The organism is Marinobacter sp., assembly GCF_041687235.1.
In the GTDB taxonomy this organism is placed as follows: domain Bacteria; phylum Pseudomonadota; class Gammaproteobacteria; order Pseudomonadales; family Oleiphilaceae; genus Marinobacter.
On sequence record NZ_JAWLCH010000007.1, the window covers coordinates 207872 to 229473 of the forward strand.

Annotated in this window: 28 protein-coding genes; 15 read left to right on the top strand and 13 right to left on the bottom strand. The window is 58.2% G+C overall.

Annotated elements, in window-relative coordinates; all coding sequences use genetic code 11:
* Positions 1-3: 3 nt before the first annotated feature.
* The 3 genes from ACESMK_RS12125 to ACESMK_RS12135 are packed head-to-tail and all read right to left on the bottom strand — an operon-like array spanning position 4 to position 1717.
* Positions 4-423 (bottom strand): DUF2721 domain-containing protein, encoded by a 420-nt coding sequence (locus tag ACESMK_RS12125; RefSeq protein ID WP_372998824.1) that lies wholly within the window; start codon positions 421-423, stop codon positions 4-6.
* A 36-nt stretch (positions 424-459) separates the two neighbouring features.
* A complete protein-coding gene (locus ACESMK_RS12130; RefSeq protein ID WP_320407631.1) occupies positions 460-801 on the bottom strand; it encodes a gamma-glutamylcyclotransferase family protein in 342 nt (113 codons plus the stop codon).
* 34 nt (positions 802-835) lie between these two features.
* Positions 836-1717: a LysR family transcriptional regulator ArgP gene (locus ACESMK_RS12135; RefSeq protein ID WP_372998827.1), complete on the bottom strand. Its 882-nt coding sequence runs from the start codon at positions 1715-1717 to the stop codon at positions 836-838.
* Positions 1718-1805: 88 nt separating this feature from the next.
* Here ACESMK_RS12135 and ACESMK_RS12140 point away from each other — a divergent pair, with 88 nt between their 5' ends.
* Positions 1806-2411: a LysE/ArgO family amino acid transporter gene (locus tag ACESMK_RS12140; protein ID WP_372998830.1), complete on the top strand. Its 606-nt coding sequence runs from the start codon at positions 1806-1808 to the stop codon at positions 2409-2411.
* 115 nt (positions 2412-2526) lie between these two features.
* Positions 2527-3000 carry a DUF4442 domain-containing protein gene (locus tag ACESMK_RS12145; RefSeq protein WP_372998833.1) on the top strand — a complete coding sequence of 158 codons (474 nt, stop codon included), beginning with the start codon at positions 2527-2529 and terminating at the stop codon, positions 2998-3000.
* A 20-nt stretch (positions 3001-3020) separates the two neighbouring features.
* On the opposite strand, the gene ACESMK_RS12150 is transcribed toward ACESMK_RS12145, so the two are convergent.
* A complete protein-coding gene (locus ACESMK_RS12150) occupies positions 3021-3521 on the bottom strand; it encodes a C40 family peptidase (protein WP_372998836.1) in 501 nt (166 codons plus the stop codon).
* Between the two features lie 175 nt (positions 3522-3696).
* Here ACESMK_RS12150 and ACESMK_RS12155 point away from each other — a divergent pair, with 175 nt between their 5' ends.
* Positions 3697-4716, top strand: coding sequence for an Acg family FMN-binding oxidoreductase (locus ACESMK_RS12155; RefSeq protein ID WP_372998838.1), 1020 nt, complete (start codon positions 3697-3699; stop codon positions 4714-4716).
* 14 nt (positions 4717-4730) lie between these two features.
* On the opposite strand, the gene ACESMK_RS12160 is transcribed toward ACESMK_RS12155, so the two are convergent.
* The 3 genes from ACESMK_RS12160 to ACESMK_RS12170 all read right to left on the bottom strand — a co-directional run bounded on the left by ACESMK_RS12160 (position 4731) and on the right by ACESMK_RS12170 (position 6486).
* A complete protein-coding gene (locus tag ACESMK_RS12160) occupies positions 4731-5111 on the bottom strand; it encodes a ribbon-helix-helix domain-containing protein (RefSeq protein WP_372998841.1) in 381 nt (126 codons plus the stop codon).
* A gap of 50 nt (positions 5112-5161) precedes the next feature.
* Positions 5162-5731, bottom strand: coding sequence for a DJ-1/PfpI family protein (locus tag ACESMK_RS12165; protein WP_343811443.1), 570 nt, complete (start codon positions 5729-5731; stop codon positions 5162-5164).
* Positions 5732-5817: 86 nt separating this feature from the next.
* Entirely contained in the window at positions 5818-6486 is a 669-nt protein-coding gene (locus tag ACESMK_RS12170; RefSeq protein ID WP_372998844.1) for an SOS response-associated peptidase, read from the bottom strand.
* Between the two features lie 72 nt (positions 6487-6558).
* Here ACESMK_RS12170 and arfB point away from each other — a divergent pair, with 72 nt between their 5' ends.
* A complete protein-coding gene (gene arfB / locus ACESMK_RS12175; RefSeq protein ID WP_014576363.1) occupies positions 6559-6972 on the top strand; it encodes an alternative ribosome rescue aminoacyl-tRNA hydrolase ArfB in 414 nt (137 codons plus the stop codon).
* On the opposite strand, the gene ACESMK_RS12180 is transcribed toward arfB, so the two are convergent.
* Positions 6969-8039, bottom strand: coding sequence for an alpha/beta hydrolase (locus ACESMK_RS12180; RefSeq protein ID WP_372998848.1), 1071 nt, complete (start codon positions 8037-8039; stop codon positions 6969-6971). The genes arfB and ACESMK_RS12180 overlap by 4 nt on opposite strands.
* A 106-nt stretch (positions 8040-8145) precedes the next feature.
* On the opposite strand from ACESMK_RS12180, the gene ACESMK_RS12185 reads away from it, so the two are divergent.
* The 8 genes from ACESMK_RS12185 to ACESMK_RS12220 all read left to right on the top strand — a co-directional run bounded on the left by ACESMK_RS12185 (position 8146) and on the right by ACESMK_RS12220 (position 14348).
* Complete coding sequence (locus ACESMK_RS12185; RefSeq protein ID WP_372998851.1) at positions 8146-8472, top strand: DUF2007 domain-containing protein; 327 nt, start codon at positions 8146-8148, stop codon at positions 8470-8472.
* A gap of 66 nt (positions 8473-8538) precedes the next feature.
* The gene (locus ACESMK_RS12190; protein ID WP_372998854.1) at positions 8539-9231 is read left to right on the top strand and encodes an SDR family oxidoreductase; all 693 of its coding nucleotides are present in this window, start codon (positions 8539-8541) and stop codon (positions 9229-9231) included.
* Positions 9232-9261: 30 nt separating this feature from the next.
* Entirely contained in the window at positions 9262-10020 is a 759-nt protein-coding gene (locus ACESMK_RS12195) for an SDR family oxidoreductase (RefSeq protein ID WP_372998857.1), read from the top strand.
* Between the two features lie 4 nt (positions 10021-10024).
* A complete protein-coding gene (gene thpR / locus ACESMK_RS12200; protein ID WP_372998860.1) occupies positions 10025-10567 on the top strand; it encodes an RNA 2',3'-cyclic phosphodiesterase in 543 nt (180 codons plus the stop codon).
* Positions 10568-10640: 73 nt separating this feature from the next.
* Positions 10641-12209, top strand: a complete 1569-nt coding sequence (locus ACESMK_RS12205) for a GNAT family N-acetyltransferase (RefSeq protein WP_372998863.1) — start codon at positions 10641-10643, stop codon at positions 12207-12209.
* A 23-nt stretch (positions 12210-12232) separates the two neighbouring features.
* Positions 12233-13753 carry a YdbH domain-containing protein gene (locus ACESMK_RS12210; protein WP_372998866.1) on the top strand — a complete coding sequence of 507 codons (1521 nt, stop codon included), beginning with the start codon at positions 12233-12235 and terminating at the stop codon, positions 13751-13753.
* A 53-nt stretch (positions 13754-13806) separates the two neighbouring features.
* Positions 13807-13974 carry a YnbE family lipoprotein gene (locus ACESMK_RS12215; protein WP_372998869.1) on the top strand — a complete coding sequence of 56 codons (168 nt, stop codon included), beginning with the start codon at positions 13807-13809 and terminating at the stop codon, positions 13972-13974.
* A gap of 29 nt (positions 13975-14003) precedes the next feature.
* Positions 14004-14348: a YdbL family protein gene (locus ACESMK_RS12220; protein WP_372998872.1), complete on the top strand. Its 345-nt coding sequence runs from the start codon at positions 14004-14006 to the stop codon at positions 14346-14348.
* A 20-nt stretch (positions 14349-14368) separates the two neighbouring features.
* Here the strand turns inward: ACESMK_RS12220 and rluF are convergent, their stop codons facing one another.
* A complete protein-coding gene (rluF, locus tag ACESMK_RS12225) occupies positions 14369-15307 on the bottom strand; it encodes a 23S rRNA pseudouridine(2604) synthase RluF (RefSeq protein ID WP_372998875.1) in 939 nt (312 codons plus the stop codon).
* 135 nt (positions 15308-15442) lie between these two features.
* On the opposite strand from rluF, the gene ACESMK_RS12230 reads away from it, so the two are divergent.
* The 3 genes from ACESMK_RS12230 to ACESMK_RS12240 all read left to right on the top strand — a co-directional run bounded on the left by ACESMK_RS12230 (position 15443) and on the right by ACESMK_RS12240 (position 17516).
* Positions 15443-15838, top strand: coding sequence for a hypothetical protein (locus ACESMK_RS12230; protein ID WP_372998878.1), 396 nt, complete (start codon positions 15443-15445; stop codon positions 15836-15838).
* A gap of 48 nt (positions 15839-15886) precedes the next feature.
* Positions 15887-16873, top strand: coding sequence for a CobW family GTP-binding protein (locus ACESMK_RS12235; RefSeq protein ID WP_372998881.1), 987 nt, complete (start codon positions 15887-15889; stop codon positions 16871-16873).
* Between the two features lie 103 nt (positions 16874-16976).
* A complete protein-coding gene (locus tag ACESMK_RS12240) occupies positions 16977-17516 on the top strand; it encodes a class I SAM-dependent methyltransferase (RefSeq protein WP_372998963.1) in 540 nt (179 codons plus the stop codon).
* Here ACESMK_RS12240 and ACESMK_RS12245 read toward each other — a convergent pair.
* The 4 genes from ACESMK_RS12245 to ACESMK_RS12260 form a co-directional block, all read right to left on the bottom strand.
* Complete coding sequence (locus ACESMK_RS12245; protein ID WP_372998884.1) at positions 17513-18514, bottom strand: PA2778 family cysteine peptidase; 1002 nt, start codon at positions 18512-18514, stop codon at positions 17513-17515. The genes ACESMK_RS12240 and ACESMK_RS12245 overlap by 4 nt on opposite strands.
* Positions 18515-18523: 9 nt before the next feature.
* Positions 18524-18925 carry a PA2779 family protein gene (locus ACESMK_RS12250; protein WP_372998887.1) on the bottom strand — a complete coding sequence of 134 codons (402 nt, stop codon included), beginning with the start codon at positions 18923-18925 and terminating at the stop codon, positions 18524-18526.
* Between the two features lie 108 nt (positions 18926-19033).
* Entirely contained in the window at positions 19034-20098 is a 1065-nt protein-coding gene (locus tag ACESMK_RS12255) for a hypothetical protein (RefSeq protein ID WP_372998890.1), read from the bottom strand.
* A gap of 19 nt (positions 20099-20117) precedes the next feature.
* Entirely contained in the window at positions 20118-21563 is a 1446-nt protein-coding gene (locus ACESMK_RS12260; RefSeq protein ID WP_372998893.1) for a phospholipase D family protein, read from the bottom strand.
* Positions 21564-21602: the final 39 nt, after the last annotated feature.

Genomic DNA, 21602 nt, shown 5'->3' on the forward strand with positions numbered 1-21602 from the left:
GCTTCATGAGTAATCGACATCCTCGCGGCCCGCACTCTTGCGGGCCTCAAAGCTGGCCAGCTCAACGTTGATGGCATTGGTTGAGATCTGGATTTCATACAGCGAATACAGCAGCGAAAAGGACAGCAGGACCAGACTGGCGCCGAACGCCACCACACCTGGCATGTCCGCTCCGAGGAAGAGCAGGAACATGGAAACCGTACACAGGAAGAAACTGAGTACCCCATAGGCCTGCATCCGTTTGGTCAGGACAATCCGTTTACGCAGCATGCCGATCTGCCGGGCGATCAGCGCGTGGTCTTCCTCGGTGTCCATTTGCTTGAGCTGGCGTATCAGCTGAGCCAGCACCAGAAACCGGTTCGTATAAGCCAGCAACAGGAGTGAAATGGCCGGGAACAGCAGGGCGGGCGTTGTCAGATCCAATCTAGTGTCCTTTGCCGTGGTGGTGTGTGAGCTGGCTTACCAGCTCCCGGAGTTCAGCCGCTGGATCGTTTTAACCGGCCTATTGTAAATATACACCCAGGCCGGCCCGTGGCGGGTGCCCATGGTCTGGCGGATATACAGGCTGCTTTGCGGGCGTTCAGGAGCGTAATCTTCCAGTTCGTCCAGCACCCTCAGCATCGGATCCGTTACTGCATAGACTTCCACGCGAACGCCCGGGGAGGGTTCCTTGATGGCGCCGGGGTAAGGACCCAGGTGGTAAAGGCTCAATTCAGGCATTCGGTCGGTTCCCACAAACCGCGCGCCTCGCAGAATATGGCTGTTGTTCCGGCCTCGTTTCAAGGTGCCGTAGACGGCCACACGGTGCTTCAGTCTGATCGCTTTTCTCCTTCTCTCACGAGCCCGAATGAAGTATGGCGGCAGACCGAAGGGCGTTGGTCAGCCGGTCCATCACGCCGCCGCCGTGGCGCCAGAAGTGCCAGTATAGCTGCACTTCCAGGGTTTGTTCAGGCGCGATGCTCACCAGTCGCCCCGCTGCAATTTCCGGTCGGGCCTGCATTTCCGGAATCATACCGTAGCCCATACCAGCCAGGGCCAGTTTTACAAAACCTTCCGAGGAAGGGCAAAGGTGGTGGGGGAAGGTGCCGTGATAGCCGCACTGGGCCAGGAACCGGTGTTGCAGCTGGTCATTCGGCCCGAAAACGATGGCCGGCGCACTCTGCAGGCTGGCCTCGCTGAGGCCGTTTCCGAAATAGCGTTTAACATAGTCCGGAGTTGCCAGCGGCATGTAGGTCATGGTGCCGATGGGCACGCATCGGGCACCGGCAACTGGCTGAGGGCTGCTGCACAGGCAGGCAGCCACATCCCCTTCACGCATCCGGCGGAGGCCAATGTCCTGGTCCTCCACCACAAGATCCAGCAGCAGGGTCTCGTCCGCGCAGAAACTACCCACGGCGGCTGCCCACCAGGTGGCCAGGCTGTCGGCATTCAGCGCGATGCGCAGTCTTGCCGTGGGTTCCGAGATCGCCGGAATGGATTTTGTCAGGTCTCTTTCCAGCAACTGCACCTGCTGAACGTGGTTGAGCAGGCGTTGCCCTGCCGGCGTGGCTTTGAGCACCGGGCTACGAACCAGAACCGGCTGCCCGAGGCGGATTTCAAGGGTGCGAATGCGCTGGGAAATGGCCGACTGGCTTAGTCCGAGTGCCAGGCCGGCCCGTTCGAACCCTCCGCATTCAATGACCGTCGCCAGCGCTTCCAGCAGTTTGTAATCAATCATAAGGAAAACTGATGCAGCATTATGAGTATGAATTTCAAGTATAGATGGAAGGCGGTAACCTTGCGTCATTCATTGAGGAGAGACCAACGTGCTTGAGAGTTACCTGACCGGATTGATTGTGTGTGGCGGCATTATCGTGGCGATCGGTGCGCAGAACGCCTATTTGCTGAGCCAGGCAATCCGTCGGGAACACCATTGGTGGTCAGCCGGATTGTGCATGGTGGCGGATGTCACTCTGTTTACCCTGGGCATGTTCGGCATCAGTGCTGCCTTGATGGCCATGCCTGAGGCGTTGCAGATTCTCCGCTGGCTGGGGGTAGCCTTCCTCGGCTGGCTTGCAATCCAGTCCTTCGTTCGCGCCAGCCGCGGCAGGGCGGCTCTTGAAGCGGGAGAAGTAACCAAACGAAGCCTGAAAGCCGTGGTGTTCACCACCCTGGCAGTCACCTTGCTCAATCCCCAGGTCTATCTGGACACGCTGCTTTTGATCCCTGCTATCGGAGCCCAGCAAGAAGACGCAGCCACCTTCGTGGCTGGCGCGAGCAGTGCCTCGATTCTCTGGTTCGGGCTGCTGGCCTGGGGCGGTTCGGCGCTGGCCCCGATTCTTGCCCGACCGCTGGCCTGGCGGATTATCGATGGTGTCATCGGCGTTATGATGGCAGCCATTGCTCTGCACCTCACGTTCAGTGGTCTTTGATACCAGTGGTCCTTAATATTCAAACGGTCGTATGAAATTCTTGCATCGGCACGCTTCGAATTGGAAGATAGCGTGCTATTGAGTTTTCCATCATTTTTACCACCGGGGATATTTGATGAATGCCACTGTACGTCGCTGGCTTGCCAGTGCCGGTGCCATGCGCCGTGTGCTGTCTACGTTTGCTCCCTATCTTGGAGCCGGAATCCGGGTGACCCATATCGCTGAAGATTTCAGTTCGGCCCGGGTGGAAATGGGCCAGCACTGGTACAACACCAATTACGTGGGCACTCACTTTGGCGGCTCGCTCTACAGCATGGTTGACCCCATGTACATGCTGTTGCTGATGCGACGACTGGGCAACGACTACATCGTGTGGGATAAATCGGCGAGTATCGATTTTATCCGCCCGGGCAAGGGCAAGGTGATGGCCCGGTTTGAACTGACTGACGAGCGAGTTGAACAAATCCGGGCCGCAACGGCAGACGGAGAAAAAATGCTGCCCGAGTGGGACGTTGAGATTGTCGATGAATCCGGCGAGCTGGTGGCCCGTGTCCACAAAGTTCTCTATGTGCGTCGGAAAAAGGGCTGAATCAGATTGGCCTGTTGGTTTCAGTCAAAGCGCCGTGCCTGAGAAAGGCGGCCCTTCCAGTAGTAGCCACTGATTGAGGACAGTGTAACGCCGGTTGATGTGGAGGCGTGGATAAACCGGTCTCCGCCCATGTAGATACCGGCGTGCTGTTCCTTTCCGCCTATCCGGAAAAACACCACATCGCCCGGCTTGATCTCGCCAGGATGCACGATGTCTCCATTGGCCAGCATTTGCGAGGTCGTGCGGGGCAACTGTTTGCCCAGGCCTTCCTGATAGGCGGTCAGAATGAAGCCCGAGCAGTCGAAGCCTTCGGAAGAACTGCCGCCGTATTCATAGGGGGTGCCTCTGTACCGCTCGAAGACCTGCCAGAGTTTTTGTGCCTTGTCCGAATCTGACGCTTCGGTGGGTATCTGGTGGACCCGGGCCGATGACTCAGGCTGCAGATTCCCGCTGCTGGCGCAGCCGCCGAGCGTAAGCACGATGAGCGCCAGAAAAACGATGTTCTGACCGGAATTACGCACTCTCAGCCCCGATACCATGGTTTAAAGATTTCACTCTAATCTTCGCTGGTAAGGATGTCAGGTTACGATTCGTGAGATTTTGTTGATACAGCGCATGGCATAACCCGGCGATCGCCCGCTATCTTTTCCTCTCGGGCAGGCATAGTCTGGCAGGATACCCTTCAGGAGACCTGTTATGAGCGAAGGAATAGGCACGGATTCAATACCGCCAGAAGCTCTGGAAACCATTCTTGAAAGCGCACTATTGGCGCCATCCAGTCACAACACTCAGCCATGGCGCTTTGAAATCAGTGACACTGGGGTGTCCTTGTATGCCGATCGGCTGCGCGCCTTGCCAGTGAACGACCCCGATGACAGGGAGCTTACTATCAGCTGCGGGTGCGCTCTGTTCAATCTCAGGGTCGCTGCCGCCCATGCCGGGTTTATTGCTCACTGTCACTTGCTGCCGGACGGGGACGATGAGGACCTGCTTGCGACAGTTTCATTTGCGCCCGGTTCTGGACTGGACGGCCGGCAAGCCGAGCTGTACAAGGCAATTGCCGGGCGACGCACCTACCGTAAGCGGTTTGAGCCAAAGCAGGTGCCTTCAAATGTTCTGAGCACCCTGGAGGAGTCCGCAGGGATCGAAGGAGCCTGGTTCCAGGTTCTGGAATCGGAGCATGCCCGCCACCAGGTGGCCGAGCTTGTTGCAGAAGGTGACGCCGCTCAGTGGTCCAACCCAAGCTGGCGAAGGGAGCTGGCGGCCTGGATGCACCCACGCCGCAAAGGCGATGGTCTGGCGGTGCCCGGTATGGTTGCACCCGTGGCGCAGTTGGTTGTGCGCACCTTTGACATGGGCAATGGCGTGGGTGCCAAGGACCGGCAGCTGGCGGATGAATCGCCGGTGATTGCTGCACTGGGAACCGCCGGAGACGGCGTAGAAGACTGGCTGAAGGCAGGGCAGGCGCTGGAGCGGGTCTTGCTTCGGTCCCTCGGGCAGGGGTTGCAGGCGTCTTATCTGAACCAGCCCATTCAGGTTGCGGTGCTGCGGCCGAAGCTTCAACACCTGCTCGGCCGCTCAGGTTTTCCCCAGATCCTGCTCAGGCTTGGTTATCCGGCTACGGATTTGCCTGCGGCTCCCAGACGTAATCTGCAGGAAGTCGTGGAAAACTCGGACGTTCGGGATATCAAGGCGAAACAGGCGAGCCGGCAATAACCGGCTCTTACTGGTCAGTGTCTGGCTTTGGTGACCACTTCCGGTGTCGCTGGCTCACCGGATGTGCCAGCGAGAATGCGGTCAGCATCAAGAGAGGCAATCGGCACCCGGGTATCCCGGGGAACGTCGCCGCTCAGTTGCAGCTCAAGGTAGCGGAGCGCACAAACCCGAAGGAAGGACGTGAAGTTGCCGAGGTCGTGGCCGGCATCAATGGATTCGTGATAAAGCCGTGTGATCATTTGTGGCAGATTCATGCCATCCCGTTCGGCCAGTTCTGCCAGAACCTGCCAGAAGGCGTTTTCCATTCGCACACTGGTCACCATGCCATCAATGCGCAGTGAGTGGGTCCGGCTGACCCAAAGCTCCGGGTCGGCGTTGATAAAGAGCTTGCACATGGGGGCCTCCCGGGCAGCGGTGAGGGGCCGGTGGGCTGGCCCCTGCTGCGTTACTGATCCAGCAATTTGAAAAATTGCGCCAGCCAGGCCGGATGAGCAGGCCACGCAGGCGCTGTTACCAGATTAGCATCGGTGACCGCCTGATCAACCTCGATACCGGCGAACGTACCTCCGGCCAGTTCCACTTCGGGTTGGCAGGCTGGATAGGCAGAGCATTTGCGTCCCTCCAGAACCCCGGCTGCGGCCAACAGCTGTGCACCATGACAGATCGCTGCCACCGGCTTGTTGGTCTCAAAAAAGTGACGAACCAGATTCTGGACCTCTTTGTTGAGGCGCAAGTATTCCGGCGCTCGACCGCCCGGTACTACCAGCGCGTCGTAGTTCGCCGGGTCCAGTCCATCAAAATCCGCATTCAGGGCGAATCGGTGCCCTGGTTTTTCGGTGTAGGTCTGGTCACCCTCGAAATCATGAATGGCCGTGGCAACAGTGTCGCCGGCTTTTTTGTCGGGGCATACGGCGTGAACCGTGTGGCCAACGGCCTGCAGTGCCTGGAACGGCACCATGGTTTCGTAGTCTTCGGTGAAATCACCGGTAATCATCAGAATCTTCTTCCCGCTCATGGCTATCTCCTTGTGATTGTCTCGCCAGGTTTGGAAACAGTAGCAGCGTCGGTGAGGAAGCGGGTATTAAAGGACTACTACAGGATTCAGGGTTCCCGGATCAGCTCCGGCGAGTTATGCCTGGGGTTATTCACCTCCGCCGAAACGGGAACGGCTTTCAGCTGTTCAGGATCCAGGCGATGGGTCACCGACCGCACCTGCGACCGGTCTGAAATTTCCGGATTCAGCCAGTCCCTCAGGCAGGCCGGATCAAGCACCACGGGCTGACGGTCATGGATATGCTTCAGGTGTTCGCTGGCCGGTTCGGTTATGATGACGCAAGCCGTGGTTTCGTCACCTTCTCGCGGGGTCCACAGGCCGGCGAAGAAAATCGCCGGATACTTCCCGGAATCCTTTGGTGTTATGTAGTGGGGTTCCTTGCCGTGTTCCGTTTGTTGCCATTCGTACCAGCCATTGGCAGGTATCAGGCAACGGTGGTGGGCAAAGGCGTCCCGGAAGTATTTTGAAGTCGCCGCTGTTTCCGCCCTGGCATTGATCGGGGCAGGGGCTTTTTCATCGGCCCAGGCCGGGCGGAATCCCCAGTGGGAGTGGGCCATGATCAGGCTGCCGGTCATGGTTTTCCGGATCATGGGAATGCCTGTGCCGGGAGGGATGTTGTAGCTGGGATCAAAGTGCCCGTCCACTTCCATACCCTCGGGAAAAAACTCGAGGATCAGGGTGTCCGGCGGCGTATAAAAGGTGAATCGTCCGCACATGGTCGTTGGTTGTTCCTTGATCGGATCCTGGTGCCGAAAGCCCGCGGTTCTGTATTCTGTTAACCTTAGCAGATGCTGAAACTATCCAACGCTGTTGAACTTGCCGACTGGGAGATCGAAATCACCCAGATCCGGGCCCAGGGTGCCGGTGGCCAGAACGTAAATAAAGTCGCCTCCGCAGTGCACCTGCGCTTCGATATCCCGAACTCCTCTTTGCCGCCGTTTTACAAGGAACGGCTGATGTCGCTCAATGACCAGCGAATCAGCAAGGAGGGCGTGCTGATCATCAAGGCGCAATCCTTCCGAACCCTGGAGCTGAATAAGGAAGATGCGCTGGAACGGCTGAAAGAGCTGATTCAGGAGGCCGTAAAGCCTCGCAAGGCACGCCGGCCCACCAAGCCGACCCGCTCCTCACAGCGCAAGCGGGTGGACAAGAAAACCAAAAAGGGCAAAACCAAGGCGTTGCGCGGAAAGGTGCAGGTTTAAGCCGAAGCCTGTGCGTTGCCCTGAGACTCCAGTTGCTCGAGGAACGCCTTGATGTCGTCGAAGGCCTCTTCCGCCTCCGGAAGCAAGGGCACGAAAATCTGCCATACGTGCACCATGCCGTGCCACGTGTGCAGGGTCACCGGAGAGCCTGCGGCTTCGGCCCGTGCTGCGTAACGCCGTGCGTTGTCCAGCAGCATCTCGGTGTCACTGGCCTGGATCAGAGTGGGTGGCAGGTTCTGCAGATCGCCCCGCAGTGGCGAGGCAACAGGATTGGTAGGCGAGACCCGAAAAGCCGCCAGGGTCGCCCACCAGATCACCGGCAAGGGGATTTTTGATAACCCGCCGAAGGTAGGTCCAAGCAGAGGATCGGTGCCGATGTTGTTGCGATTGCTCGGGGCTGTGAGGGTCAGATCCGTCGACGGTGAGAAAGCGATGGCGGCGTCTGCCTGGCGCAGGCCATTGTCCCGAATCCAGGCAATCAATCCCAGAGTGTGACTGCCCCCGGCAGAATCCCCGGCGACCACCATGAAATCTACCGGCTCGGCGCCGTCGGGCCCGTGTTTCAGTAGCCATTTATAAGCCTCGCGACAATCCCGGACACCGTCCATGAACCGGTTCTCCGGCATCAGCCGGTAATCCACCGCAAAAACCGCGGCACGGGTTATCTGCGATAACCGGTCGGTAATGGCCCGATGACTTCTGGGACTGCCAGCCGCCCAGGCGCCGCCATGGATGTACAGGATGCGGCGGCGGGTATCGCAGCCCGGGGCGAGAACCCATTCACCGCGGGGCGACTCGCAATGGCGCAGTTCGGAGGTCAGTTCAATTCCTTCGCTGAGTCTGTCCATGTGCGTTCGTAGGGCCATCAGCCGCGCCTTGCCGCGGAGGCCTTTCGAGGATTGCCCCAGTTCGCGGATGCGCCCCAGCACTTCCCGGTTGGCTTCGCTGGGTGCAGCTTCCTGTACCGGGTAATCATCCCGGTCCAGATGTGACAGATCCTCAATCCGGAACAGAAGCAGTGTTGCAGCAACAATAAACACGATGATGGCGAGAATAATCCAGAGCATGGTCGATCCGTCTGTTATTGGCCCCACGAGTCAGGGCGAACTATCCTTCAGATAATACTCGCAGATTTGTCCCGGTTCTGCCCGGAACGGTCACAGAAGGAGTCGCGTGTTGCAAATTGCCTATCGGGCGAGAGACATAACCGAAGCCCATATTGTGGCTGGTCTTTTGGAAGCCAACGGTATTGAGGCCCATGTCGGAGGCCATTATCTCCAGGGCGCCATGGGTGAGATCGGTGCCGCGGGTTTCAGCAACGTTCATGTTGATGACGAGGATCTCTACCGGGCACGGCAATTGGTTTCAGAGTACGAAGAGACTTCAGGCGACAGTGTCAGCCGCACTGCCACCGATGATGAAGACCGCCCAGACCACTACGCTCGCTGGTTTCTGCTGGCCCTGGCCATCGTCGCCCTGATCCTGTTACAGATCTACTGACTGATCGATCTGCTGTCAGCGGGCGTAGTCCTACCCACACTTTCCAAGCGACAGGAGAACAACCTTATGGCAGACGAACCTGTAATGCTTATCACCGGCGCGTCATCGGGTATTGGCGCAGAGACAGCGCGAGCAGCGGCGAAACAGGGGTATCGACTGGTACTGGCCGCGCGTTCCGAAGACAAGCTCAAAGGCCTGCAACAGGAGTTGGGTGGCGAAGAAAAGGTATTGACGGTGCAGTGTGACGTCCAGAGTGGGGATGACCAGAAGAACATGGTCGATCAGGCACTGAAGACGTTTGGTCGCATTGATGCGGTCTTTGCCAATGCTGGCCGGGGTGGTGAACCGGGCGGCTTCAGCGGCGCCGACCCCGAGGTCTGGAAGGATATGATCCTCACCAATATCTACGGTGTCGGCCTTACCCTCCAGCATTGCATGCCTGCGCTGAGGGAGAGCAAGGGCCACTTGCTGCTGACCGGTTCCGCGGCTGGCCGTGCGACCATTCCCGGTTCCATGTACAGTGCGACCAAGTGGGCGGTAACCGCCATTGGCTATGGTGTTCGTGAGGAGCTCCGTGGCTCTGGTATCCGCGTTACCCTGATTGAGCCGGGTATGGTGGACACGCCCTTCTTTGACGAACGTCCTGGCCACGCACTCAAGCCGGAAGACATCGCCAATGCCGTCATGTATGCCGTGGCGCAGCCGGCCCATGTGGATGTAAATGAAATTCTTGTCCGGCCCACGCCCAAGGTTGAGTAACCCGTAAGGTTGGTCGTAACGGAGGTTGTTTTGAATCGAACCGATCGCGTCGCATTGGTGACCGGCGGCGCCAGAGGCATCGGTCGGGGCATTGTGCTTCATCTGGCCGATGCTGGCTGGAAGGTGGCGTTCTGTGACACCGACAGGGCCGTAGGTGAGCAGTTGGCCGCCAGTGCAGAGCACCAACTGCGCTTTCTGCCAGGCGATGTGGCCTCGGAAACTGATGTGGAGCGCATCGTTGCCGAAGCCCTTCGCTGGGGCGGTCGCCTGGACGCCGTTATCAATAACGCCGGAATCGCCAATCCGGAGACCGGACCGGTGGAGGAGCTGAGCCTTGAACAGTGGCAGCGCCGGCTGGATGTGAATCTGACCGGGCCGTTCCTGGTGACAAAACACTCGGTGCCACACCTTCGAAAAACCAAGGGAGCTATCGTTAACATGGCCTCCACTCGAGCGCTTCAATCCGAGCCAGATACCGAGGCGTACGCCGCCACCAAGGGTGGCATAGTGGCACTGACCCACGCCCTGGCTATAAGTCTTGGGCCGGATATCCGAGTTAACTGCATCAGCCCCGGCTGGATCGATACCCGGGCCTGGCAGGGTGATTCAGAGCCAGTGGAACCGCTTTCCGAAAACGATCATCTGCAACACCCAGCCGGCAGGGTAGGGCAACCAGGCGATATTGCCTCGTTGGCGGCTTTCCTGATCTCGCCTGAAGCTTCGTTTGTCACTGGTCAGAATTTTGTGGCAGATGGCGGCATGGTGCGCAAGATGATCTACGAGGAATAAGACTTTGCCACGGCTTTTCTTCGGGCTGGAGCTCCCGTCCGAGATCAAGGACCGGTTGCTGAAGATTCGATCAGCGGTTCCGGGCGCCAAATGGCAGAGTGCTGAGCAACTGCACATTACGCTCCTGTTTCTGGGTACGGTGAGCCAGGAAAATCTTGACGCTTTGGCCGGTTCAGCCCGTGACATCAAGTCAGAGCCCTTCCTGCTCGACGTTGCCGGCGTAGGGTGTTTCGGGCAGCCCCAGAGGCCGAAGAATCTGTGGGCTGGTGTTCAGCCGGAGGCGCCGGTCGCTGCTCTTAACAAGCGTCTCGGGGCGCGGATGGAGAAATTCGGTTTTTGCGCCGAAAGTCGGGTGTTTCGCCCGCATATTACTCTGGCTCGTTTCAAACGCCAGGCGGGTTCTGTTGAACCTTTGTTGGTTGAATACGGTGACTCTGGGTTCGGGCAGTTCCAGGTGACTGAATTCGTCCTTTTCGAAAGCAACCCCGGCCCCGCCGGTTCCGTGTATTCGGTGATTGATCGCTTCCCCCTGCCAAACGACGGTTAACCGATTTGTCTTGACGAAACACTGCCAGCCCACCAAAGATGGAACCAAATCAACGCCTTTTCTTGAGGTGTGTATGTGTCCTCCGTTTTCCGATCCTGATCAGCGCCTGTACGTTCGCAGCGCCACGCTGGCCGACATCCCTCGCATCATCCAGCTCAGCCGTCGCGTTTACGAAGGCACTGGCATGTATGGTTACACCAAGGGGCCATTGACCGGGCAGATCAATACCTTTCCCGATGGCCAGTTTGTCGCCATGCTGGGCGATACCGTGGTGGGTTACTGTGCCACGTTCCGTATTGCCGAAGAGATCGCGCTGTCCGCCCACGACTGGACCTCCATCACCGGCAACGGCTATGCCTCGCGCCATGATCCGGAGGGTGACTGGCTATACGGGATGGAGGTGTGTGTTGATCCGGAATGCCGCGGCTACCGCATCGGGGAACGGCTGTACAACGAGCGGAAACAGTTATGCCAGGCCCTGGGTCTGCAGGGTGTGGTCTTTGCCGGGCGGTTGCCGAGTCTGCGTCAGCGGCTGAAGAAATTCACCAGCGTTGAAGAATACGTCGAAGCCATCCGACGCAAGGAACAAAAGGACCCGGTGCTGTCCTTCCAGCTTCATCAGGGTTTCGAGGTGCACGGCATCATTCCGCATTACCTGGACGCCGACCACGATTCCATGGGCTATGGCATTCATCTGATCTGGCGAAATCCGAAAGTACCCCAATCCGAGAAAAACGGCCGCAAGAAACGCTATGGTCAGCGCATGCGCGATACCGTACGAATCGGTACCGTCCAGTACCAGCAGCGGCCGGTAGGGTCGTTCGACGAATTCAGCGAGATCGTCCGTTATTTCGTGGATGTTGTGTCCACCTACAAAGGCGATTTTGTGGTGTTTCCGGAGCTGTTCACCCTGCAGTTGCTTTCCATTGAAGCCCGCAAGGGCAGCCCCGCCGAGACCTTCGCCGCTGTGACTCATTATGCGGATCGCTATCGCGAACTGATGCGGGATCTGGCACTGCGCTACAACATCAATATTGTCGCCGGCTCCACGCCGGTCCGAGAGGAAGACGGCACCATCCGTAACATGGCGTATGTGTTTCTGAGGGATGGCCAGGTATTCAGCCAGCCCAAGATTCATCCGACGCCAAACGAGGCATTCTGGTGGAACGTTCAGGGCGGCAACCGGGTCAGCGCCATCGAGACCGACTGCGGCACCATTGGCGTGCTGATCTGCTATGACGCGGAGTTCCCGGAATTGACACGCCATCTGGTGGACCAGGGCGCGCATATCATCTTTGTGCCTTTCTGTACCGATGAGCGGCAAAGCTACCTGCGAGTTCGCTATTGTTGCCAGGCCAGGGCGGTAGAGAATCAGGTTTACGTGGTGATGTCCGGCAACGTTGGCAACCTGCCGAATGTGCCGAACATGGAAATCCAGTATGGCCAGAGCTGCATCCTGACCCCCTGCGACTTTCCCTTTGCCCGGGATGGCATCGCCGCCGACACCGAACCCAACGTGGAGACCGTTGCCTTCGCCGACCTCCGGCCCGAAGTGCTGATCACGGCCCGGAACAGTGGTACCGTAAAAAATCTGCAGGACCGCCGGCACGACCTCTACAGCGTGACCTGGCGGGGCGAGTGAACGGAGCTGACAGGAGTGTCGTTTTGCCCAGTGAAGGGGGTGCCAAGCCAACGTGGATGTCCAGGCGCTATCTGCTGGCTGGCAGTTGGCTGCTGTTGGCCTGGCCGGCGTCTGTGGCAGGCTGGTCTCTCGCCGTTGAACAGGGAAAGATTGGCATGAATCTGCCGGATTCCCGGTCTGGCGGCTGGGAAATAACCGGAAGTCGCGCCGATGTCCGGCCCTCGGTGACGGCTAACAGTGATTCTGCGACCATCGAATTTGCCCCTTCCTCCCTGATTGTGACGGATTATCTGGCGTATACCGGCGCGGAGCAGCCCCTGAAGCTTAACGCGCTGCGAACAGACCTCAGCAACTCCACCGTTACTTTTGATTACGGCGCGTCGGGTTCCTGGGCAGAACGCATCGCAATTGATGGCGATATCGCCGTTGTTGCCACACGTGTTGAGCATCCGATGCTGGTGCCGCAGGCATGGAACTTTGAGGGCAGGGCAGCTGGCCGTCTGGCTGACCTCAGGGTCCAGGGAACGCTGGTTTCTGGCTCCGGCCTCACGGCGGATCTCGACATTCAGCTCAATCCCGATGGTGGCGTTTCGGTTGCCATCGAGTCTGTTATCGACGGTGAACAGGGTTTTCGTGCCCTGGCAGACACCCTGATCGGATGGCCGGATCTGCTAACGGTGGATACGGGCAATACCCGTTTGTCGATGGAGGTTTCGACCGATCGGGTTGGTGAACTTGAGGCCAGTGGCCGGGCTGAACTGAAAGATATCACTGGCGTATTCAACCGAACTGCGGTCTCCGGGCTATCAGGGCTGATGCGAGGATCCCTGGAGAATGATCAACTGGTTGCAAATTTCAGGGAGGTGACCGTTGGCGAGCTCAATCCCGGCATCCCTGTCAGTTCGGTTCGTTTCACCGGCGATTACACGGCTCCGGTGTCGCAACTGCTTGAGGGTAGCCTGGAGGTTCAGCAGGCCAGAGCCCGGTTTCTGGAGGGCTCCGCCAGGATTGCGCCTGGTGTCTACGAACTGGCAGGCAGGGCTGGCCGAATACCCCTTGAGGTAGAGAATGTCTCGCTGGGCCGGCTGATGGAGGTCTATCCGGCAGAGGGGCTGGCAGGTAGCGGTCTGCTCAGTGGGCGTATTCCGGTTGCCATCCGCGGCAACGGCGTGCAGGTGAGTGAGGGCCTGGTCTCGGCCATTGAGCCCGGAGGCCGTTTGCAACTGCCGGCGGAGAAGCTTCAGGCGATGCTGGGCGGCAATCAGGCCATGGATGTTGTGGTTCAGGCGTTGCAAAACTTTCACTATTCGGTCCTCAACAGCACGATAGACTACGATGAACAGGGTAAGTTAACCCTTGGCCTTCGCCTTGAAGGCCAGAACCCGGAACTCAGGGGAGGGCAGCCGGTTGTGCTGAATATCAATCTTGAGGAGGACATTCCCGCGCTGCTCACCAGTCTGCAGTTGAGTGGCAGGGTCAATGAAGCCGTAACCCGGCGTGTCCGGGAGTTGCTGCAGGAATCCGGTAAGGAGACAGCACCATGAGAAAACCGTTGCGGCCCTGGAGGCCTGAAAGGTCGCCTTTGGCAAGAATATTGATGATAGCGATGCTGCCGCTGGCAATGGCCGCCTGCACACCCACGGTACAGATGGCGGCACCGAAGGAGCCGATTACCGTTAACCTGAACGTGAAAATCCAGCACGAAATCTACGTGAAAGTGGATAAGGAAGTGGATGACCTGTTCAGCGAAAAGGGTCTGTTCTGACTGGGTGCGGATAGTTTAAGGGGTTAAAGATGAAACGAATAATGCAGATGTTTGCGCTGGTTTTGGCGTTTGGTATCAGTGCTTCCGTGCTTGCCATGGGGCTGGATGAAGCCAAACAGAAACTGGACTCGGTCAAACAGCAGGGTCTGGTTGGGGAAACGCCGACAGGCTACCTGGCGGTAGTGCGTGCCGAAGGGCAGGCCAGTGAAGTGGTGGAAGCCATCAACAGCGCCCGTCGGGACGAGTACAAGCGTATCGCCGAGAAACACAACATTCCGGTAACCCAGGTCGAAACCGTTGCGGGCAAGAAGGCAATCGAGAAAACACCGGCAGGCCAGTGGGTGCAAATCGACGACCAGTGGGTGAAAAAATAGGCCGAGGCAGACGGCCCAGGTTACCGTTTAACGCTCTTTTGCCTTGGCTTGCCGCCCTTGGGCCGTTTTCCGGGAGCAGGCTTCTTGCCACTACCAGGTTTACCTTTGGTGCCCGACCGGTGAGCGCCCGCGGGCTTACCCGGTGCAGAAGGGGAGCCGGGCTTGCGATTGGTTTTGGGCCTGGCCTTTGCCGCTGGTTTCTTTTTGGCTGTCTTGCCGGCGTTGGGCGGTGCTTCTGAAGACGAGTCCCGGATGGCATCGAACAGCCCGGCGAGTTCCTTCTCGGTCAGATCCCGCCACTGGCCAACCGCAAGCCCCTTCAGACTCACGTTCATGATCCGGATACGTTCCAGTTTGGTAACCTCGTAGCCGAAATACTCGCACATCCGGCGAATCTGGCGGTTGAGACCCTGAACCAGTGTGATCCGGAAGACAAACCTCGATTCCCGGGACACCTTGCACTTTTTCGTCACTGTGCCGAGGATCGGGACGCCATGGGCCATCCCCTCGACAAACTCCCCGGTCACCGGCTTGTCGACCGTAACCAGGTATTCCTTTTCATGGTTGTTGCCCGCCCGCAGGATCTTGTTGACCAGGTCGCCGTTGCTGGTCATGAAGATGAGGCCCTGGGAGTCCTTGTCCAGTCGTCCGATCGGGAAGATGCGTTCGCTGTGACCGACAAAACGCTGGATATTGTGTCTTTCGGCGCTGTCCGTGGTGCTGACAACCCCTACCGGTTTGTTGAGGGCAATGAATACCAGATCCTCTTCGGTCCGAGGCTCAATCACCTGGCCGTTGACCTTGACCGTGTCTCCCGGAAGTACCTGATCGCCGACAGTCGCCCGTTTGCCGTTGATGTAGACGTTGCCTTGCTCGATATAGCGATCAGCTTCTCTGCGGGAGCACATGCCGCTCTCGCTGATGTATTTATTAAGCCGGGTGGAATTGCCAGTGGTCATCGGGTGTCCGGTTGCCAGTGAGAATGTTGGGCATCATATCAGTCTGGAACACCGGTCGCAGCAGGGGTGGTTCTTTCAGGGCGTCTCTGCCATTCTTGACAGCGCCTTCAACCAACCCAACAAAAACAGACCACCATGGAAAAGACCCGCATCACCATTGTTGCCGTTACCTGCATTGCCCTGTTCTTCCTGACCAACTACCTGTTCCGGTACCTGATAGGATTTACCGGATTGCTGGCTTCACTGGTCATTGCTGCGCTGATTGCCGTGTACATGAGCTTCTCAATCGCACGGACCCTTGAGCGTTTACCAATGCCCGAGGAGCGTTCACGGGCATTGTGGATCTATGGCGGTTTTCTTGGTGCCATGTTCGTCGCTTTTGGGGCCTGGATGTTCCTGGATGCCGGGATGGATGCAGTCACCCTCGCCACCTTATTTGTCCACTATCTGCCCTATCCGGCACTTGCTCATGCCCTGCTGTCGGATAAGGTCATCGGTATATTCCTCAAGGAGGATCGTCCTGGCGGATAAATTGTTATATTATAACATTTTGAGTCTCAAAGGAGTGCCTCCGGCGCCATGACGCAACCTATTCCAACCAGCCTTATCCTGGGCTTTCTGGGTGTTGGTAAAACCACCGCCATTCTCGACCTTCTGAAGAGCAAACCGGAAAACGAAGTCTGGGCGGTTCTGGTCAACGAGTTCGGCGAGGTGGGCATTGATGGCGCCATGCTGCAGACGGAAGGCGCCTTTATCAAGGAAATACCCGGCGGCTGCATGTGCTGCGTTGCCGGTCTTCCGATGCAGATAGGGCTCAACCAGTTGATCCACAGAGCAAAGCCGGATCGGCTGCTGATCGAACCGACCGGGCTCGGTCACCCCTCCCAGATCCTGGAAACCCTGACCAGCGAGCACTATCAGGATGTACTCGCCATGGGTCCTGTAATCTGCCTGGTGGATCCCAGGAGGCTCGAAGAGCCGAAAGTGCTCGGCAATGTGCAGTTCCGGGACCAGGTGGCTGCGGCGGATATTCTCGTTGCCAACAAGACCGACCTTTGCACCCCGGAACAGCTGACCCATTTCGACGATTGGGCGGCACAGCTGGAGCCCGGCAAGCGGGCCATTCACCACACCCGGTTCGGACAGCTGGCACCGGGCTGGCTGGACGGTCAATCCGATGCCCTGCCGGCGACTGATCCGGACGCTCACCATCACCACCATCACAAGGCGGCATCGCAGGCTCCCGCCATTGATGACGAGCCCTGGCAGCAAGTCACCAATCAGGGGCAGGGGCACTTCAGTGTCGGCTGGAGGATCCATCCGGACCTCATCCTGGATGAAAACGCCTTGCTGGTGATGGCCATGGATTCGGCTTTTGTTCGCTTCAAAGCGGTCGTTAACACCGCTGAAGGCTGGCGGGCCCTCAATGTGGTTGATGGCGCCCTGACAGTTATTCAGGGTGAACCGCAGGCCTGTAGCCGGGCAGAGATCATAGCGTCCGATCAGATTGACGCCCGGGAACTCGATGCCCGCATGAGGGCGGCCGCGGGACTTGATCCGAGGTGAGGGCGTGAGTCTTTGTCCGGTGTGCGAGCAGGGCAGTCTCTCGGATTTCCGGGTGGTGAAGGCCCAGCGTTACCTTCGATGTAATGTCTGTGAGGCCACGCTGATGGATGAATCCTGCCGGTTATCGCCCGAGCAGGAGCAGGAAATTTATCAACTGCACGATAACGATCCGTCTGATCCGGGGTACCGGAAATTTCTCTCGAAACTGACAGAGCCTCTGCTTGATCGTCTGCCTTCGGGTGCCAGCGGCCTGGATTTCGGCTGCGGCCCCGGCCCGGCACTGGCGCGAATGCTTGAGGCGGAAGGCATGGAAGTCAGTCTCTACGATCCCTATTTTTACCCCTCTACAGCCGTTCTGGCTAACACCTACGACTTCATTGCCTGTACCGAAGTAGTGGAGCATCTCTACGCGCCAGCCGGCGTTTTCAGGGATCTGGATCGAATGCTCCGACCGGGCGGCTGGCTGGGGGTAATGACCTGTTTCCAGACTGACGACGACCGGTTCGACAACTGGCATTATCGCCGCGACCCAACCCACGTGGTGTTTTATCGGGAATTCACCTTCGAACTGCTGGCGAAAAAGTTTGGCTGGCAGTTGGAGATCCCGAGGAAGGATGTGGCGCTGTTCAGGAAACCGGCCTAATGCTTTCTCTTCGAACACTCGGGTATTGCCGGGCAGTGGTCGGCTGGTCTGGCACCGTCCTGATCGAGTAATTCTGATTCACCGAAGCGATCCGGTACCAGCGCTGCGGCGCACTTCGCAGCCCGGGCGGCGGTGTACCTGCAGTCTCTTGCCTGCAGTGCGAAAGCAAGGTTGTTCCAGCCCTCGGCGAATTCCGGAAAACGCCTCACCGTGCGCAGAAAATGATCCGTTGCCTCGTCTTGCCGGCCCAGCTGCCAGGCAAGGTTGCCTCTGGCCATCATGGCCGCCGGTTGATCCGGCCACGTGGTCTCGGCGGTCCTGTAGGCGATGTCCGCGGCCGTAGTTCGCCCGGTTGCCTCCAGGTCGTAGGCGGATTTCAGAAAACGTAGAGGCTTTGCGGTTGCCGGTGGCTGATCAGGGCGAAGAATCACAACGGACCAGTTGTCGGCCCGACGCCAGGTGTTGGCGAACGCTTCCAGAGCAATTGGCTGACGTTCGCGAGTATCGGTATGGAGAATCAGGTCTCGTTTCCCCGCGTCATAACCGATGACAACCGCAAAGTGCCACTGGGGCCACCAGTCAAACCTCAGATTCTGCATCACCAACACCGGGTTGCCTGCGGAAACTTCTGCCAGCAGGCTCTCCAGCTCGCCATCCAGGGGATAAACCAGCCTGCCGTGAGCCCGGGCGGCCGCCACCATTTCGACCTGCAGTGCGCCCTCACGGCCGGGGATGTAAACCATTTCTTTCAGGATTTTCGGGTCGGTCTGCAGCCCCTGGCTGTTGAGCATCATCGCCAGTGAGGCTGGCCCGCACTGGTATTTTTCCTGGGGATAGAAAGGCACAGTGTCCAGAACAACCCGGTCGGTTCGCGACGGCTGGTCTGCTTCCGGCACTGGCCATTCGGGTGTGCTGGCACAACCGGCCAGCAGGCTGACCAGTAAATACAGGGTCAGTCTGCCGGAGGTTGCTTTTGTGATTGAGAAAAGGACTGTCACTGCCCGCCGCTATCGAATGCAGTTCACGAAGGGGAAGACGTTAGTGGCACAGAGCATATCGGTGATAATAAACACCAGCAGGAACAGTACGATGATGCCGACAACATCCTGTCCCGCAGGCGCTTCAGCAAGCTGGCGCTCGAAATCGGCCAGTTCCGCGGGCGTCAGATTCTGGATGCGTTCCTTGACCTGATCCTGGCTGACACCCAGGTCTGCCAGCTTTTCCTGAACCTCCTGTCTGTCGAGCATGTTGATCAGCTCCTGCCGATCCAGCTCAACCTGTTGCTGACCGATCATTTCGCCGGTTCCAACCATTCCGGCACTTGCCGTGGCAGACCAGGCGGAGCCAAGGGCCATCATCATGGCCATGAAGAAAGAAACGTACCTCAGGTGCTTGCGAATGCCTGACATGGTTTACTCCTGTTTGTTGGCTACTTCCGGTGTAACTGAGCTTGCCAGTTACGCTGTAACCCCTGAACGATAGAACGGGACGATTCGTTCCCTCAACCTGCAAATTGTTCAGGATCCACGTACTTCCAACTTTCGTTCGGGCCAATGAAGTATAGCCGAGCGTGTGACCATTCTGGTGGCCAGCTCGGAATATGCCTCCTTGATAACATTTGCGCCAAATTCTGCGAGAAATGCAGATTTTAATTCCGCGCGTGCCTTCTGGGTGCCCGGTTCCTGATAGGGGGCAGAACACAGCAGCAGGAAACCATCGTCAGGAATCCTACCGTTGTCCATGTTGCTTTTGATAATCCCTGCGGCCTGACGGATCGGATGAGACAGGTCCGGACTGTAGGGGCCGATGATCAGGGCCACATTGGGCGCGTGCAGGAAATCAAAACCTCTACCGAGACAGATCACCCATTCCCGGTGCTCAATATTCAGTTCCCGGTCGAACTGGCGAATCTCACTGATGTGCCGGATGTTGCCCTCGACCAGGGGGAGCAGATCGCGCTGAACCGGCTCAGGCATATCCGGGCAGAGCGCCGCAATTTCCGAGGTCATGTCTCCAATTCTCGACACGGGAATGGTTGAAAGGTCCAGGGTTTGGTCCCGGCTGCCATGAAGAACAAGAGCATCCTCATCACTTTCAAAGCCACATACCAGCGGATAGACCGTTCGGTGGCCGGTTCCGAACAGCTTTTCCACCTGGCTCCGGATCTGGAAGGCGTGATTCATAGCGGCCTGACGATCGCAGTCAAAGCCCGCACAGCCCCGTTCCCGGGATCCTTTCGAGTAATGGTAGGTGATAATGATCAGCACCCTCCGCCCCCGGCTGAGGGCTTGCTCAACCGTGTCGGCCAGCATATCGCCCAGGTAGGGCCAGCCGAGCTCAAAGATGCCCCCAAGGTTCCGGAACGGGTGGATGACCCCAAGGGGTGTTTGAGTCACGTACGGCAGGTGAATGCGGCCGTCCATGCACTTCATGGCAATGATCTGGGTGTTGTGCTCGGCCAGGTAGCGCTGTCTGGCCAGGTGGTTTTCGGGGCTGCAGAAACTGGCAGAATGGGCTTTGCTGAGTTCCATCAGCCAGTCGATGCGCTCTGAGATAGGGCGGGCATGCACGGGAGTTGTCATGGCTCTTGTCCTGTTCTGTTCAGAAGGTCGACAGGCCGGTCGCCTCCATTATCCGGTAGCGCCAGTAGCGAAGCCTGGATTCGTCGGCCCAGTGCTCGTAGGGCAGGCTCATGACCGGGTCATCACCGGGGTCTCTCTGCCACTGCTCATCAAAGAATTGCCGGGCCCCGGTGGCTATCGGTGACTGCGCCGGTACCGATACCCGGACATCGGTTTCCAGGTTGAGGTCATCCAGATTGCGCCGCGTGAAATTGGCGGAGCCCAGAAGCAGTTCTGTTACTCCGTTTTCCTTTGCCAACAGTAACAGCTTACTGTGGCATTGTTCGCCCAGGGTATTACACCAACGTACGGGAATGCCTGCACGGACCAGTTCCATGGCAACCTGCCGGTTGGGAATGCCACTCTTGTGATGGCCAAAGGCCTCGTTGTTGGCGTCGAGCAGAACCCGGAGTGCCACCCCACGTTCGGCGGCGGCTGTGAGGGACTCAACAATGTCACGATGTGACAGGTAAAACATGGCCAGGTCCAGCTGGTCGCCATCGACGGCCCCTCGAATCAAATCGAGCGCCTCGGCGAGAATCTCCGATTCCGTCAGCACCGCCACTGTCCCCTGCTCAGGTTCGTCGGTGTCAATAACTCCGGAACTGCGGTCGATCCAGCTGTCCAGCAAATCGGTATCTTCGCCGGACATAGCGATAACCGCCCGCTCGCTTTTCAACAGGTCAACGACTGCCGCTCCCTTGAAGCTCAGCCCCAGGTTGCTGTGCCGACTGCTGCCGTCGTGCGGATTGGCTGAGGTAACAAGGGCCCTCAGGGAGCCCGCCTCATCCGCAATCACAAGCTTGCGATGGTTGGCCTTGAAGTTAAGCAGGGAGAGGTAGCTTCGAACGGTGACAGGTGTGGTACCCAGGGCGTTGTCGAGCCAGCCGCCATCTGGATTATTTCCGAACCATTGGCAGCACAGTCGCCAGATTGCTGACCAGGTGGGATTGCTGTCCCTGAGCGGGCGAAGCGCGGTTTCCACAACCGGGATGCCGCCTTTGCGCAGGGCTTCAAACCACGGTGAGGTAGTGCCGCCATACATGGTGTTCAGGGGATCGGAGATGACGGTAATGGAGAGATCCGGTTTTTCTGACTTCCTGGCGAGGAGGGCCTCGGTCAGCTGTTGGGCGAGGGGGCGGTGAGCCACATCGACCGGTTTTGTACTGTTGAACAGAAACATGTCGATGAGGATAAACTCTTCTGCTTGCCCGATCAGACGGAAAACCTCATTGAAGATTTCATGGTCTTTCTCCTCGTGGCCGTCCTGGTAATGGCGGGTGACATCGGTCAGCAGGACCGGTTCTTTCAATGGTACCGGGGCGCCCCGATAGCTGATGCCCGGTGGAAGGGGCTTGTTGGTGTGATAAATCCCGATTCCGGCGAGAGTGAGTATCAAGAGAAGAAACAGTAACTTCAGAGTCATGCGGGTATTCCCATCATCCTTGAGATAAACATGGCGCTC

Bases quoted from the DNA above. Each gene is read 5' to 3' on its own strand.
- ACESMK_RS12205 (WP_372998863.1), top strand. From the start codon at position 10,641: ATGTGTCCTCCGTTTTCCGATCCTGATCAGCGCCTGTACGTTCGCAGC.
- ACESMK_RS12215 (WP_372998869.1), top strand. From the start codon at position 13,807: ATGATAGCGATGCTGCCGCTGGCAATGGCCGCCTGCACACCCACGGTA.
- ACESMK_RS12230 (WP_372998878.1), top strand. From the start codon at position 15,443: ATGGAAAAGACCCGCATCACCATTGTTGCCGTTACCTGCATTGCCCTG.
- rluF (WP_372998875.1), bottom strand. From the start codon at position 15,307: ATGACCACTGGCAATTCCACCCGGCTTAATAAATACATCAGCGAGAGC.
- arfB (WP_014576363.1), top strand. From the start codon at position 6,559: ATGCTGAAACTATCCAACGCTGTTGAACTTGCCGACTGGGAGATCGAA.
- ACESMK_RS12260 (WP_372998893.1), bottom strand. From the start codon at position 21,563: ATGACTCTGAAGTTACTGTTTCTTCTCTTGATACTCACTCTCGCCGGA.
- ACESMK_RS12155 (WP_372998838.1), top strand. From the start codon at position 3,697: ATGAGCGAAGGAATAGGCACGGATTCAATACCGCCAGAAGCTCTGGAA.
- ACESMK_RS12170 (WP_372998844.1), bottom strand. From the start codon at position 6,486: ATGTGCGGACGATTCACCTTTTATACGCCGCCGGACACCCTGATCCTC.
- ACESMK_RS12255 (WP_372998890.1), bottom strand. From the start codon at position 20,098: ATGACAACTCCCGTGCATGCCCGCCCTATCTCAGAGCGCATCGACTGG.
- ACESMK_RS12165 (WP_343811443.1), bottom strand. From the start codon at position 5,731: ATGAGCGGGAAGAAGATTCTGATGATTACCGGTGATTTCACCGAAGAC.
- ACESMK_RS12240 (WP_372998963.1), top strand. From the start codon at position 16,977: ATGGATGAATCCTGCCGGTTATCGCCCGAGCAGGAGCAGGAAATTTAT.
- ACESMK_RS12190 (WP_372998854.1), top strand. From the start codon at position 8,539: ATGGCAGACGAACCTGTAATGCTTATCACCGGCGCGTCATCGGGTATT.
- ACESMK_RS12220 (WP_372998872.1), top strand. From the start codon at position 14,004: ATGAAACGAATAATGCAGATGTTTGCGCTGGTTTTGGCGTTTGGTATC.
- ACESMK_RS12135 (WP_372998827.1), bottom strand. From the start codon at position 1,717: ATGATTGATTACAAACTGCTGGAAGCGCTGGCGACGGTCATTGAATGC.
- ACESMK_RS12160 (WP_372998841.1), bottom strand. From the start codon at position 5,111: ATGTGCAAGCTCTTTATCAACGCCGACCCGGAGCTTTGGGTCAGCCGG.
- ACESMK_RS12235 (WP_372998881.1), top strand. From the start codon at position 15,887: ATGACGCAACCTATTCCAACCAGCCTTATCCTGGGCTTTCTGGGTGTT.
- ACESMK_RS12145 (WP_372998833.1), top strand. From the start codon at position 2,527: ATGAATGCCACTGTACGTCGCTGGCTTGCCAGTGCCGGTGCCATGCGC.
- ACESMK_RS12180 (WP_372998848.1), bottom strand. From the start codon at position 8,039: ATGCTCTGGATTATTCTCGCCATCATCGTGTTTATTGTTGCTGCAACA.
- ACESMK_RS12250 (WP_372998887.1), bottom strand. From the start codon at position 18,925: ATGTCAGGCATTCGCAAGCACCTGAGGTACGTTTCTTTCTTCATGGCC.